At 32.6% G+C, this 14,386-nt stretch carries 10 protein-coding genes, 1 tRNA gene and 1 pseudogene; 6 read left to right on the forward strand and 6 right to left on the reverse strand.

Features of this window, described 5'->3' with window-relative positions; all coding sequences use genetic code 11:
* The 5 genes and pseudogenes from ACH2BG_RS08570 to ACH2BG_RS08590 form a co-directional block, all read left to right on the forward strand.
* Nucleotides 1-239 (forward strand): annotated as a pseudogene (locus tag ACH2BG_RS08570) (hypothetical protein); the annotation flags it as partial.
* A complete protein-coding gene (locus ACH2BG_RS08575; protein ID WP_395047279.1) occupies nucleotides 239-3,004 on the forward strand; it encodes a TonB-dependent receptor domain-containing protein in 2,766 nt (921 codons plus the stop codon). The pseudogene ACH2BG_RS08570 and the gene ACH2BG_RS08575, both read left to right, overlap by 1 nt.
* Before the next feature lie 6 nt (nucleotides 3,005-3,010).
* Nucleotides 3,011-4,267, forward strand: a complete 1,257-nt coding sequence (locus ACH2BG_RS08580) for a DUF4249 domain-containing protein (RefSeq protein ID WP_395047280.1) — start codon at nucleotides 3,011-3,013, stop codon at nucleotides 4,265-4,267.
* The gene (locus ACH2BG_RS08585) at nucleotides 4,255-6,003 is read left to right on the forward strand and encodes a hypothetical protein (RefSeq protein WP_395047281.1); all 1,749 of its coding nucleotides are present in this window, start codon (nucleotides 4,255-4,257) and stop codon (nucleotides 6,001-6,003) included. The genes ACH2BG_RS08580 and ACH2BG_RS08585 overlap by 13 nt, the downstream gene beginning before the upstream one ends.
* A gap of 135 nt (nucleotides 6,004-6,138) precedes the next feature.
* On the forward strand, nucleotides 6,139-7,002 hold the full coding sequence (locus ACH2BG_RS08590) for an RNA polymerase sigma factor RpoD/SigA (RefSeq protein WP_091473528.1): 864 nt from the start codon (nucleotides 6,139-6,141) through the stop codon (nucleotides 7,000-7,002).
* Nucleotides 7,003-7,215: 213 nt separating this feature from the next.
* Here ACH2BG_RS08590 and ACH2BG_RS08595 read toward each other — a convergent pair whose 3' ends face one another.
* Both ACH2BG_RS08595 and ACH2BG_RS08600 read right to left on the reverse strand, forming a co-directional pair.
* Nucleotides 7,216-8,448, reverse strand: a complete 1,233-nt coding sequence (locus ACH2BG_RS08595) for a hypothetical protein (RefSeq protein WP_395047282.1) — start codon at nucleotides 8,446-8,448, stop codon at nucleotides 7,216-7,218.
* A gap of 65 nt (nucleotides 8,449-8,513) precedes the next feature.
* Nucleotides 8,514-9,734, reverse strand: a complete 1,221-nt coding sequence (locus tag ACH2BG_RS08600) for a hypothetical protein (protein ID WP_395047283.1) — start codon at nucleotides 9,732-9,734, stop codon at nucleotides 8,514-8,516.
* A 174-nt stretch (nucleotides 9,735-9,908) separates the two neighbouring features.
* Here ACH2BG_RS08600 and rpe point away from each other — a divergent pair, with 174 nt between their 5' ends.
* Entirely contained in the window at nucleotides 9,909-10,568 is a 660-nt protein-coding gene (gene rpe / locus ACH2BG_RS08605) for a ribulose-phosphate 3-epimerase (protein ID WP_395047284.1), read from the forward strand.
* Here rpe and ACH2BG_RS08610 read toward each other — a convergent pair.
* From ACH2BG_RS08610 to ftsZ, 4 genes are all read right to left on the reverse strand, one after another.
* Nucleotides 10,555-11,376 (reverse strand): zinc-dependent peptidase, encoded by an 822-nt coding sequence (locus ACH2BG_RS08610; RefSeq protein ID WP_395047285.1) that lies wholly within the window; start codon nucleotides 11,374-11,376, stop codon nucleotides 10,555-10,557. The two genes, rpe and ACH2BG_RS08610, sit on opposite strands and share 14 nt — an antisense overlap.
* Before the next feature lie 33 nt (nucleotides 11,377-11,409).
* A tRNA-Arg gene (locus ACH2BG_RS08615) sits at nucleotides 11,410-11,483 on the reverse strand.
* An 89-nt stretch (nucleotides 11,484-11,572) separates the two neighbouring features.
* Entirely contained in the window at nucleotides 11,573-12,022 is a 450-nt protein-coding gene (locus ACH2BG_RS08620; RefSeq protein WP_395047286.1) for a GatB/YqeY domain-containing protein, read from the reverse strand.
* Nucleotides 12,023-12,372: 350 nt separating this feature from the next.
* Complete coding sequence (gene ftsZ / locus ACH2BG_RS08625; RefSeq protein ID WP_395047287.1) at nucleotides 12,373-14,331, reverse strand: cell division protein FtsZ; 1,959 nt, start codon at nucleotides 14,329-14,331, stop codon at nucleotides 12,373-12,375.
* Nucleotides 14,332-14,386 lie beyond the last annotated feature (55 nt).

Raw genomic sequence — 14,386 nt, forward strand, 5'->3', positions numbered from 1 at the left:
AAGAAAGTGGCGCGTTTATAGAATATTTTTATAAAAATGAATTTATCCTCTTTTTCGAAAATAAATTCAATAAAATAAATTCTAAAAATGAAATTCTAAAATTATTTCCTAATCACAAAAATGAAATAACTAATTTCTATGACATGTATAGGAATTTAAAAAAAGAAAATGAATTGAAATTCATGGAAAAATTAATCACATATATTAACAATTTACCACAAAATAACTCACCTAAATAATGAGGAAGCTTATAATATTTTTATTCCTATTAGTTTTTAATCAATTAATTTATTCACAAGACAAAACCGATCTAATTACTATTGAATACAGCAACATTAGCAAAATAGATGTTATTAATAAGATAGAATCTATTTCTAGTTATAAATTTTATTTTCAAGAAGATTGGATTAACGAAAATATTTTAATCTCTGGAAATCACAAAGACAAGTCCATAAAGGAAATTTTAACTTCTGTTTTTGAAGACACGAGCATTAATTTTTTTATTGATAAAAATAAAATTATATTAACACGAAATAGTATTATTTACGACAAATTACCAGATAACTACTTTGGAAACAAGGCTTCCGATTCAAATGTCATAGTAAAATCAGGAAACCCAATATTTTTTCAGCAATATGATTCGATAAAAAACACCAAATCAACAAACATTGATCCAATAACCTTAGTAGGGAAAGAAACTTCAAATTCAGCATCTGACTTATACTCACTTTCTGGGTATATAAAAAACGGGAAGAATGATGAACCCATCTCAGATGTCACTGTCAAAAGCGGAAAAACCAGTGTTAATACTGATAAAGATGGATATTATACTTTACAACTTCCATATGGAATGAATATTATCGAGGCACAGTCATTGAACTATACGAAAGCCTCGAGAAAAATAATGATTTATAGTAATGGCAAACTAAACATAACCATTTCAGAAAAAACAAATCAGCTAAACGAAGTGGTAATAAGAGGAAAAAGAAAGCAAAATTTAAGAACTGCTATTACCGGAGTTACAACCATTGAAGCCGAAGGAATAAAAAACATTCCATTAGTTCTAGGAGAGAGAGATGTGCTAAAAGTAGCGCTAACAATACCTGGAATAAAAACCGCAGGAGAAGGTTCGGCAGGATTTAATGTTAGAGGAGGAAAAGAAGATCAGAACTTAATACTTTTAGACAATGGAACTATATATAATCCTGCCCATTTTTTCGGATTCTTTTCTGCAATAAATCCATATACAATTAGCAAAGTAGATATTTATAAAGGTAGCATTCCGTCTGAATTCGGAGGAAGATTATCTTCAGTATTTGACATAACATCAAAAAGCGGAAACCTAACAAAGTTTTCTGGAGAAGGAGGAATAGGTCCTGTTACGAGTAACGTAACCATATCGACTCCTATAGTAAAAGAAAAATCTAGTCTAATTATAGGTGGAAGAGCGACCTATTCTGGATGGATTTTACGAAGTCTAAAAGATGAACAATTAAAGAAAAGCAAAGCTTCTTTTTATGATTTATTTACAAAATACAATCATAAAATAAATAAAAATAATTCGCTAGAAACGACTTTATATTATAGTAAAGATGCTTATAGTATTACGTCCGATTCTTTATATAAATACAGTAATAGATTGGGATCTTTAAAATGGAAACACACCTTTAATGATAAAAATAAAGGAGAATTAAACATTACAAATAGTGAGTACAAATTTAATATAGAGTATGATTCAAACAACCTAAATGCCTTTGATTTTGGTTTTAAAATAAATGAATCTCAAGCAACCATTAAGCTTAACTACACTCCTAACGATAAACACAAATTTACTTACGGTGTTTCGAGTAAATTATACAACATTAACCCTGGTAATTTTAGTGCCAAAGACCCGAATTCTCTATTAATTCCTATTAATATTGACAAAGAAAAAGGATTAGAATCTGCAGGTTTTATTTCAGATAATTATAAAATTACAAAAAAATTACTGTTAGACATTGGCGTAAGGTATTCCGTATTTATGGCTTTAGGAAAATCGACACAAAAAATTTATCAAGAAGGAGTGCCTTTAAGTGAAGCTACGGTTATAAGCGAGAAAGAATTTGGGAACAATAAAACAATAAATACATCAAGTGGATTTGAACCTAGACTAGCATTAAGATATATGATAACCGAAGATTTTTCTATAAAAGCCGGTTACGATAAAACGTTTCAATATATTCATTTACTATCTAGTAATACGACACAATCCCCAACTGATACGTGGAAATTATCTGATTTGAATGTAAAACCACAAAACGGACAACAATTGTCGTTAGGATTATTCAAAAACATAGACTACGAAGATTTAGAATTAAGCGCGGAAGGATATTATAAGAAATCTAATAATATTCTAGACTATAAAGTAGGTGCAAATTTACTTCTGAACGAAAATCTAGAGACAGAATTATTGCAAGGCGAGGGCAAATCATACGGACTAGAGTTTTTAGTAAAAAAATCTGAAGGCCGTTTAAATGGTTGGTTAGGATATACTTATTCGAGATCATTTATAAAATTAGACAGCCCATTTAATGAAGAAAAAGTAAATAACGGAGAGTTTTTTGCTGCCAATTTCGACAAACCGCATGATTTTAGTGCTGTATTAAATTATAAATTTACAAAGCGTTATAGTTTTTCTGCTAATTTTATATATCAAACAGGAAGACCTATAACATATCCGATAGGAAAATATACTTACGGAAATGCTGAATACACTTTATATAGTGATCGAAATAAATTTAGAATTCCTGATTATTATCGTCTAGACATGGGAGTAAATATTGAAGGGAATCACAAACTAAAAAAACTAGCTCATAGCTTTTGGAACATATCTGTGTATAATGTTTTAGGAAGAAACAACCCATATTCTGTATATTTTGTAACGAAAGAAGGACAGGTAAAAGCATACAAAACATCAATTTTTGGAATTCCAGTACCTACAATAACTTATAATTTTAAATTTTAACTAGTTATGATATATATATATTTAAAAATATCCATTTTAAGCACACTCCTTTTTTGTGTGGCAAGTTGCACAGAGCCTTATGCACTACAAACCAACACTTTTGAAGACGCAATTGTAGTTGAAGCAACCATAACTAACGAATTTAAAAAACAAGAAATAAAACTCTCAAGAACCTATCGTCTTGAAGATAATGGTCCAGAATTTGAAGCTGGAGCAACCGTTTACGTAAAAGACGATTTAGGAAATCAATATAATTTTGAAGAAAATAACGGCAAATACCGTTCAATTTCAGAATTCCAAGCAGTGGCAAACAGAAATTATCAATTATATATTACTACTAATGATGGAAAATCATATAGTTCATCTAATGAAAAACTAACAACAGATACTCCAATACAGGATTTAGTTCCAGAAGTAACTACTAAAGATGGAGTTCGCGGTGTACAAATTAGCGTAAATAGTTTCGATCCTTCAAATACCTCAAAATATTATCGATATGAATATGAGGAGACTTATAAGGTTATAGCGCCTAGATGGGTGAATACGAAAGCAGTTCTTACTTCCTTACCACCTGGATCTAATATGCCTGGAGAAATCACATTAGAACCCAGAACAACCGAAGCAAGAATCTGTTTTTCTACAAAAAAATCAGATAATATAATTTTAACGAAAACTAATGATTTATCTGAAGATCGAGTGAATTTTCCTATTAGATTTATTAGCAGTTCAAATTACATTATTATGCATAGATATAGTATATTAGTTAAACAATATGTACAGAATCTTGCAGCATATACATTTTATCAAACATTAAAAGAAATTTCTAGTTCAGAAAGCATTCTAACACAAAGTCAACCAGGTTATTTTTCAGGAAATGTGAAATCTACCACTAATCCAAATGAAAAAGTAATTGGATTCTTTGATGTATCCACTTTTTCTGAAAAACGACTGTTTTTTAATTTTTCAGATGTTCTCCCCAACGATCCACTGCCTAGCTACCCTTACAACTGTCCAGTAAATATAGCCGCAGACCAGCGTAATCAATATTTTTTCCAGTATTGCGTTGCAGCTCCTCCAACTAATTGCAAAGGTCAATTAATATTTATCCTTCTAAGTATGGGACAAAGTATCTATTACGGTGGCTATCCGCAATATGGGGTTATTCCTTCTAATGGATCCATCACTATACAAATATACCCCATACAATGTGGAGACTGCACATCATTTTCTAACAACATAAGACCTTCATTTTGGATAGACTAAAACACATACTCATAATAACTTTATTATTGGGTTATTATCAAACCACTTTAGCGCAAAGCAATAAATCAACAGCCGAATTAATGGATATTGATAAAAAAATTAACGAATCAATTTTCGTTACAACAAATGCAGGAATTTTTCTAACTGGCGAGATATTGCAATACAAATTATTTTGTCTTAACAATCAAGACAATACAGCTTCAACATATAGTAAAATTACTTATGTAGAACTTGTAGATAGTAATAAAAAAAGTCTGTTTACACAAAAATTATTTTTAGAAAACGGAGCTGGGAACGGTGATTTTTTTATACCTACAACTTTAGAAACTGGTAATTATAAATTGGTTGGATACACCAGTTGGATGTTAAACAAATCTAATCCTGACTATTTCAATATTGATATTTCTATCATAAACCCATATCAAATTAACACTAAAACCCAGGATAACAACATATTAGAAAATGATTTTTCTAAAAAAATAAAGCCTTCAACGAAGACTACTGATGATAATGTTTCTATTCAAATAAATAAAACAAAATATTCAAATAGAGAAAAAGTTGATGTAAAAATCAAATTGCAAGGCACCAAGATAAACAAAGGGAATTTTTCAATGTCAGTAAGAAAAATTGATGAATTTTCATTAAAAAATAAATTAAGTTCGAAAGAATTTATTACTTCTAAAAAAATAAGAAATATAGAGAACAGCTTCAATGAAGGAAATATAATCATACCCGAACTTCGAGGTGAAATAATTTCTGGAAAAATTAGTTCGAAATCAGGCACAAATAGCATCGAAAACAAAAACATTTCGCTTTCAATACCTGGAGAAAATTACGCTTTTGAAATCACTAAAACAAATAAAAACGGTGAATTTCTATTTAACCTAGAAAAATCTTTTCCTAGTACTAATGTAATTGTTCAAATTATCGAATCTGATAAAGAAAATTATAAAATTGAAATTAACAAAATTCAATCTCCAAATTATTCTTCACTAACATTTAATGAATTACACTTAAATCCTGAACTTAAAGAAATTATTGAAGAAAAAGCCATTGCTAGTCAAATTGAGAATGCATATTACAATAATAAAAAAGATAGTATACCCAGTATAAAAAGCACAACGAAATTTTACGATCCATTATCAAAAGAATATATTCTTGATAATTACACAAGATTTCCTACACTTAAAGAGACCGTTATAGAAATTGTTGACGGAATGTACTTCAAAACTACAAACAATAATTACACGTTGCATTTATATGATTATGATGTGAATAGTGAATTACAAATCCCCTCTTTAGTATTAGTAGACGGTCTAATAATTCAAGACATTAATGAGCTTTTTGAGCACAAAGCAGATCTTTTTTATAAAATAAACATTATAAAAGGAGGTTATTATTTTGGTTCAAAATTATACAACGGACTAATCGCATTTACAACTAAAAAATATGATTACGACAGTAAACTCAAAGGTGATTTTATAATAAGACCCGACATTTTAAGACCTTTAGAAAAAAAAGAATATTACCAACCAAATTACACAAACAATCTTAATTCCAGAATTCCAGACTACAGATACCAGTTATTATGGATACCAGAAATCAAATTAGAAAATAAAGAACAAACAATATCGTTTTTCACATCTGATGTTACTGGTGAATTCGAAATACTACTAGAAGGTTTTTCTGAAGACGGAACACCAATTTATACCTCAGAAATTATCGAAGTAAAATAAATATAAAGTCCCGTTTCACTAATTTGAAATGGGACTTTTCTTTTACTTTAATAAATAATTAATCTTTTTTGTAACTTTTTATAAACTCATTACGTATAACCATTGTACACTTATAACTTTTAAGGAGAAACTACAATGAGACAATTAAAAATTACAAAGCAGGTAACCAATCGTGAAACTGCGTCGTTAGATAAATATTTACAAGAAATTGGAAAAGTAGATTTGATTACTGCCGATGAAGAGGTAGAATTGGCTCAAAGAATAAAAGCTGGAGATCAAGCTGCGTTAGAAAAACTAACAAAAGCCAACTTGCGTTTCGTAGTTTCGGTAGCAAAACAATACCAAAACCAAGGACTAACACTTCCCGATTTAATTAATGAAGGAAATCTAGGTCTTATAAAAGCAGCACAACGTTTTGACGAAACTCGTGGATTCAAATTTATTTCTTATGCCGTTTGGTGGATTCGTCAATCGATTCTTCAAGCATTAGCAGAACAATCTCGTATCGTTCGTTTACCATTAAATAAAATTGGCTCTATCAACAAAATCAACAAAATGTACGCTTTATTAGAGCAATCTAACGAACGTCCACCATCTGCTGAAGAAATTGCAAAAGAGCTAGACATGACTGTAAATGACGTAAAAGAGAGCATGAAAAACTCTGGTCGTCACTTATCTATGGATGCGCCTTTAGTTGAGGGAGAAGATTCTAATCTTTACGATGTTTTGCGTTCTGGAGAGTCACCAAATCCTGATAGAGAATTAATTATCGAATCTTTACGTACCGAAATTGAACGTTCGTTAGAAACATTAACACCTCGTGAAGCCGATGTAGTTCGTTTGTATTTTGGTCTTGCTGACCAACACCCAATGACGCTAGAAGAAATTGGAGAAACCTTCGATCTCACTCGTGAAAGAGTTCGTCAAATTAAAGAAAAAGCAATCCGCAGATTAAAACATACCTCAAGAAGTAAAATCTTGAAAACGTATTTAGGTTAATCCTAAAACCGATGACTAACAGTTTGATTAACTGTTCGTTTTTTGATTGATGATTGAAACTCCGGCTGATTACCGGAGTTTTATTTTTTAAGTAACCTCCAGTCTGTTCGCCTTCAGCGCTCGGGTTCGGAGTTTTACTTTTTAGCTACATTCAAAATTGGCATAAAAAAACTCCGGAATTACCGGAGTTTCATTTTAACATTATACTGAAAACTATCTGATTTGCAACCAGTTTGTTCCATCCGATTGTATTTGAATTGTCGTAGTAGTGGCAATAGACGTTACTGCAGTATTGCTTATATCTCTATAAGATGAAGTGGTCACTGCTCCTCCAGAAGTATTTCTGATGCAATACAATCTTCCCAAACAAGTAGAAGCTGTTGGTAAAGTCAAAGTTCCAGAAACACCAGCTGCTAAAATGGCTGTATAATGTGTATCATTTAAAGTTGGATTGGCAGCAGAAAAAGTAGTAATACTATTCGATTGTGAACCCATAACCTGCAATGTAGAATTAGCAACAGCACCTGAAGTATTAATACCTACTCGTACTGTAGCGTCAAGACCTGTTCCCTGCATGCGCATCATTTCAATATAAGCTCCTGAACTGTAATTGTATTTTTTAAAAATCATTGGCTCATTCCCGTCATCTCCAATTTGAAACTCCAAAGAACCATTTCCAGCTGTTCCGGCAGAACCTAAACTAAAAAAATCTGTTCCGGCAGCACTTCCTTTAAGTCTGAAGTTTCCATCGGCATCTACAAAAAACAAAGGTTTGTAGAAAGACGCACCAGGCGCTTCAAACTGCAATGCGCTTTTTAAATAGGTTACTTTTTGAGTTGGAACTGTATAATCTGTAACTGCCTGAACCAAACCTAATGTATTCCTATTTCCAAATTCAAGAACATTTTGATTGTTTGAACGCAATTGCATTTTTACATCATCAATAGTACCTAAGAAATTAGTGGCTGCATTCGTTGCATTATTACCCACTAAAAGCCAGTTTTGACTGGAAACATCATTTGAAGGTTCCCATTGTGTCCCATTGTAACGAAGTATCTGATTTGTTGTTGGAACTGCACTTGAAATAGGAAGATTCTGCAGTTTCGCAACCACGCTTGTTCCAATACCTCCGGTAACATCTCCGGCAAGAGGTGAAGTGGAATCTAAAATTAAATTCCAATTACCGCCTCTCCATTGGTATATCCCTTCTGGAGATAACCCTCCTAAGCCACTATTATATGCAATTAATCCTACAGCCGGAGCTGAAATAGTTGCAACATCAGTTTTGGAAGTTAATGCTATTTTAGGAAGCAAAAAACCTTTAGAATTAGACTCTAAATGCAGTATAGAAGATGCATCCGGTGCCATCGTTCCAATACCAACCTGTGCGTTTAAGACATAAGAAAACAACGCTAAACCAAATAGTAAGGTAATTTTTAATTTCATAAGGGGGAGTTTAAAAAAGTAGTTTGATGTAGTGAATCCTGAATAAGAACTCACTTATTTTATATTTAAATTGAAATCCAATTCGAACCATCAGACTGTATCCAAATCACAGTATTGTTGGGAATTGTATTTATTGTGGCTCCAGTTTCGTTTATAAATCCAGTTATATTTTTTGAAGCTCCTGACGTATTTCTAATGACATAGGTTCTTCCCGTAGTAGTTGAAGCTGTTGGCAATGTTACACCAATTGTGGCATCGCCTCCATTAAAAATGACCGTATAATGAGAATCCGAAAGCGTAATACTAGAACTTGTTGAAGTGATGCTTTTGGCTATCGATCCATTCGTTTGTAAAACAGAGTTTGCCACTGCAAAGTTATTGTTGATTCCAACTCTAACTTCAGTATTTAACCCAGTTCCCTGCATGCGCAACATTTCTATTTTGGTTGTGTTATTGTATTTTTGAAAAACTATAGGCTCGTCCCCATCATCTCCAATAATAAACTCAACAGAACCATTATTAGAAACAGTCCCAGCCGCCCCTATTTCAAAATAATCGTCCCCGGCAGCACTTCCTTTCAATCTAAAGTTACCATAACCGTCCACATAAAACATAGGCTTGTAAATCAAAGCATTGGGTGCTTCAAACTGGATGGCACTTCGCAGGTGAGTTACTAATTGGTTATCATTCGTATAATCTGTATACCCCTGTGTCAATCCTAAAGTTTTTCTTCTTCCAAATTCAAAAAAAGGCTGATTAAATGATTTTAGCGTCATTTTAATATCGTCAGTAGTTCCTAAAAAATTACTCGATGTAGTAAATGTATTTCCTGTTAAGAGCCAGTTCTGACTGGAAACATCATTGGAATTAACCCATGAAGTTCCATTAAAACGCAACAATTGTGTCGGACTCGGAGTAGTAAACAACAGTGGTTTTTTTTGAATACCCAAAACTGTATTCGAATTTGTATTCCCGGAAACATCTCCATGAAAAGGTGCAGAAACGTTATCTGCAATGGGACTCCACAGACTGCCATTCCACTGATACAAACCCGCAGGAGCAAGTCCAGCTGAGGCTTTGTTGTAAACAATAAGCCCTTTTGCAGGGGAAGCGATCGTGGTAATATCTGTGGCAGAAGTCAATCCAATTCTAGGGAGTAAAAAACCTAATTTTGTGGAGTTTAATTCTAAAACAGAAGAAGCTTTTGGGGTGTTTGTTCCGATTCCAATTTGAGCATTCATTGATAATGCAAAAAAGAAAAGTAATCTAATAGGTAAAGTTTTCACAATAAGCATGTTTTTGGCGCTGCAAAAGTAATTAAATAATTATGTTTAAAAGCATAAAAAGTGTTAACATTTATTACGGAAAATACATAGTAAATGTTAATTTTTGTCTTTCGAAGAATATGTGATACTTTAAATTTAAATACCTAAATTTGCACAACACAACTACATTCAAAAATGAAGAATACAATTATAGCACCATCAGTGCTCGCTGCAGATTTCGCTAACTTACAACGCGACATAGAAATGATTAACAACAGTGAGGCCGACTGGTTTCATATAGATATCATGGACGGTGTTTTCGTACCCAACATCTCTTTCGGAATGCCCGTTTTAGAAGCGATAAACAAACATGCAAAAAAAACAATCGATGTGCATTTGATGATTGTCGATCCAGATCGTTACATCAAAACTTTCAAAGATTTAGGAACAGATATTTTGACCGTACATTACGAAGCCAGTACACATTTACATAGAACCTTACAGGCTATCAAAGCCGAAGGAATGAAAGCAGGAGTTGCATTAAATCCACATACAAGTGTTGCTCTTTTAGAAGATATTATTAATGATGTCGATTTGGTTTGTATCATGAGCGTCAATCCAGGATTTGGTGGACAATCTTTCATCGAAAACACTTACAAAAAGATTAAACAACTGAAAGAAATAATCAACAGAAACGGTGCTTCAACAATCATTGAGATTGATGGTGGTGTAACCAATAAAAACGCTAGACAATTAGTAGAAGCTGGAGCCGATGTTTTGGTCGCAGGAAATTATGTTTTCAAAGCGGAAAATCCAACACAAACCATTGCAGATTTGAAACTTATGACAAAGTAAAATATTTTTCATCATAGTTTATCATTTGTTTTACTTTATAAAATAACTCTGGAAAAGATTTTTTAAATTGTTCTGGAGTTTCAAAAAATTGTTCTAAAATAACGGCTATAAACTCTACAGAATTTACAAAAGCATAATCTCTAAAATAGTGCGAATCGATTAATGATTTAAGGAATTCTGAATTTTTTAAGTCATTGATTATTTCATTATAATAATCAGAAAAAATATAATTGCTCGTTGCGCCATATCGCATTTTTTGTGATGATTCGAATAATAAAGCATGAGAAAATTCATGAATACCAAGATTCAAATTATCGTCATCTATTTTTATTCCTTTATAAAAATCTTTCCAAGAAAGCACTACAATTTTTAGTTTTGGATTAAACTCTCCAATATGCAAATTTCCATTTGTAGTTGAATAAAATGAAGATGGATATATAATTATGGTACGAATTACAGTGTACAAATATTTCTGCATTCCGAAAGTCAACATCGTTGAAGTTGATGCTATTAGTAATTTCATTTCAAAAGTAATCTCAATATTTTCTCTATTTACAAATTGAATACTTTCGAGAAACTTGACAACTCTGTGATCAAAATATTGTTGGTATTTGGGACTTAATCTTTTGTAAAAAGTAAAATGATTGCTTAATATATCTTTATGATTGTCACTTAATTTTTTAGGAAATAAATAAAAATGTACCGCCAGCGGTTTGTTGTAAATAAAAACATAAATTGGTTCTATAAGAATTTTGAACAGATATCCTATTCCTATTATACTTACTAAAATAATGTAAATAGTAAACAACGCTTTTTTTTGTAAAAATATTTATAAAAATTGTGACCGCGGCAGGGTTCGAACCTGCAACCATCAGAGCCGAAATCTGATATTCTATCCAGTTGAACTACGCAGCCAATATTTTTAGATTGTTAGACTTAGAAAATTAGACTTCTTAGATATTTAAAATTCTAAAAGGTCTAATTTTCTAAGAAATCTAAGTAGTCTAAACTAATAGTTTCTTAACAATACTAGAAATTGTTTTTCCTTCAGCTTGACCACCAATTTGTCCTGATGCTAATCCCATCACTTTTCCCATTGATGCGATTCCTGAAGCACCAGTTTCGGCAATGATTTTTGCAATAATAGCTTCCACTTCTTCTTCTGATAGTTGAGCTGGCAAGAATTTTTCGATAACAGCGATTTGTGCCAATTCTGGCTCTGCAAGGTCTGGACGATTTTGTGTTGTAAAAATCTCGTAACTGTCTTTACGCATTTTTACTAATTTTTGTAGAATTTTAATTTCGTCTGCTTCGGTGATTTCTTCTTTACTTCCTGTTGCAGTTTGGGCTAGTAATATTTCCGATTTTATGGCGCGAAGTGCTTCGAGTGCAACGGTGTCTTTTGCACGCATTGCTGTTTTCATTTCGTCCATGATGTGTGTTGATAAACTCATTTTTAAGATTTTTAGATTTTTAGACTTCTTAGATTTTTAGACTTCTTGGTTTATTGGATAATTAGCGTAAATCTAACAATCTAAGTAGTCTAAAAATCTTTTTTGCCTCTGATGGAAATGGAAAGCCTTTTTGAGAGAAAATGTATTTTTTCTTGAAGCAGAAAAGCGACCAACGGAAGCTATTTCTGGTTTATAGAAAAAAACATTTTGCGAAAAAAGCTTACAATGTACAGCAGGAATTGGCTCAACAAATTTAGTGAAAATTTATATTGTTTTGCACCCGTAATAACAAAAAAATAACCCGAAAAATCGTTAGAAATTTCGGGCTACAAGGGTTTGGTTTGAGTTAGTTAATCGACATTGTCGTGAAGGAACGAATTGTTTGATCGTAACTGAATATCGTCGTTACTATCAGTTCCTAATGACATGCGCGATCTGCTATTGTTTATCGAATTGTTCGAAATATCGATTCCCATACGTTTGTATGCTGGTTCTTTTTCGAACTCATCTACTTTTGATGCGTTATTGTGAAACTTATAATTGAATTCTTTCATCTTACGACGGCGTTCTTCGGCTCTCATTCGCAACGAATCTTCGATAGACATTTCTAACGGAGAGATTTCGTTTATTGTGTTTTTAGTCGCGTATTGTGGCGTGATATCCACTTGTGTCATCGTGATATTTAATTCGGTCGGAATCGCTTCTACCACTACATTCTCCACTTTTTTAGCTTCGAATAATTGGTTCTCGATTTCCATATATTCTTCGAGCGAATGCTTGATAACTCCGTTTTGAGTTACTTCGGTCATTGGGACGAATTCTACCGCTTCGTTTACTTTTATGTCTTTTATTTCGTTTGTTAAATCGAATATCAACCTATCGGTATTTACTGTTTCGGTTGCTTTTTGTATTGGCAAATCGAATGAAAAAGTAATCTGCTCTTGCTCCTTTACTACAAATACTGGGTCGATTACTTCGATTTCTTTTACTTCTGGAGAAGTGAAATAAAAATCATTGACATCGATTTTTTTTGATGAAACTACTTCGAAGGTAACGTCTAAATTTTTAATTAATTCTGTTGTTGGCACTAAATCCATTGTGAAATAAGTTTCAACAGGATTTGGTAATTCTTCTTCTAAAGAAAATACTCTTTTTTCTTCGGCAACAGGAACTTCAATAACTTTTGGCGCTTCCGAAACTACATTTGATGAGAAATCGAATCCTTTTGCTTCATATTTTTGTGTTAAATCACGAACAATTTTTTGGTCGTCTTCTAACGCATGAATTATCTTTTTAGGTTCTGTATTTACAATTTCGTTTTGTTGTTCTACACAAAATCCAGTAGCAATAATGGTTACTGCAATTTTATCCCCAAGCTCTTCTTCTTCTCCAACTCCCATAATAATATTGGCGTTGTGTCCTGCTTCAGCTTGTATATAATCGTTTATTTCTCCTATCTCATCGATAGTGATTTCGTTAGTTCCAGAAACGATAAGCAACAATACGTTTTTGGCTCCAGCTATTTTATTATCATTTAAAAGTGGCGAATCTAATGCAGAAACAATCGCTTCTTTGGCTCTGTTTTCGCCTTCGGCAGTGGCAGAACCCATGATTGCTGTTCCTGAATTTGATAATACCGTTTTAGCGTCTTTTAAATCGATATTTTGCGTGTAGTGGTGTGTAATTACTTCAGCAATTCCGCGTGATGCAGTTGCCAAAACTTCGTCCGCTTTAGAAAACCCGGCTTTGAAACCTAGATTTCCGTACACTTCTCTCAATTTATTATTGTTAATAACAATAAGTGAATCGACTTGTTTTCTTAATTTTTCGACACCCAAAAGTGCTTGTTCTATACGTACTTTTCCTTCAAATTGAAATGGAATAGTTACGATACCAACAGTTAAGATATCTCTTTCTTTTGCTAATTGTGCAATAACTGGCGCAGCACCCGTTCCTGTTCCTCCACCCATTCCTGCGGTGATAAAGACCATTTTGGTATTGCTGTCTAGCATTTTTTCGATTTCGGCAATGCTTTCTATTGCTGATTGCTGCCCTACTTCTGGGTTTGCTCCCGCTCCTAATCCTTCGGTTAGGTTTACACCCAACTGGATTTTATTAGGCACAGCACTGTTCTCAAGCGCTTGTGAATCGGTATTACAAACAATAAAGTCGACACCTTTTATTCCTTGCTTAAACATGTGGTTTATTGCGTTGCTTCCGCCTCCGCCTACACCTATTACTTTAATTACATTTGATTGGTTCTTTGGTAAATCAAATGAAATACTTCCAAATTCTGAGTTGCTTTCCATACTATTGGTTTTTATTTATGCTTTATTAATCTTATTTTAAAAATTTAATATCTGT

The sequence above is a fragment of the Flavobacterium sp. genome, assembly GCF_043779715.1.
Lineage (GTDB): Bacteria > Bacteroidota > Bacteroidia > Flavobacteriales > Flavobacteriaceae > Flavobacterium.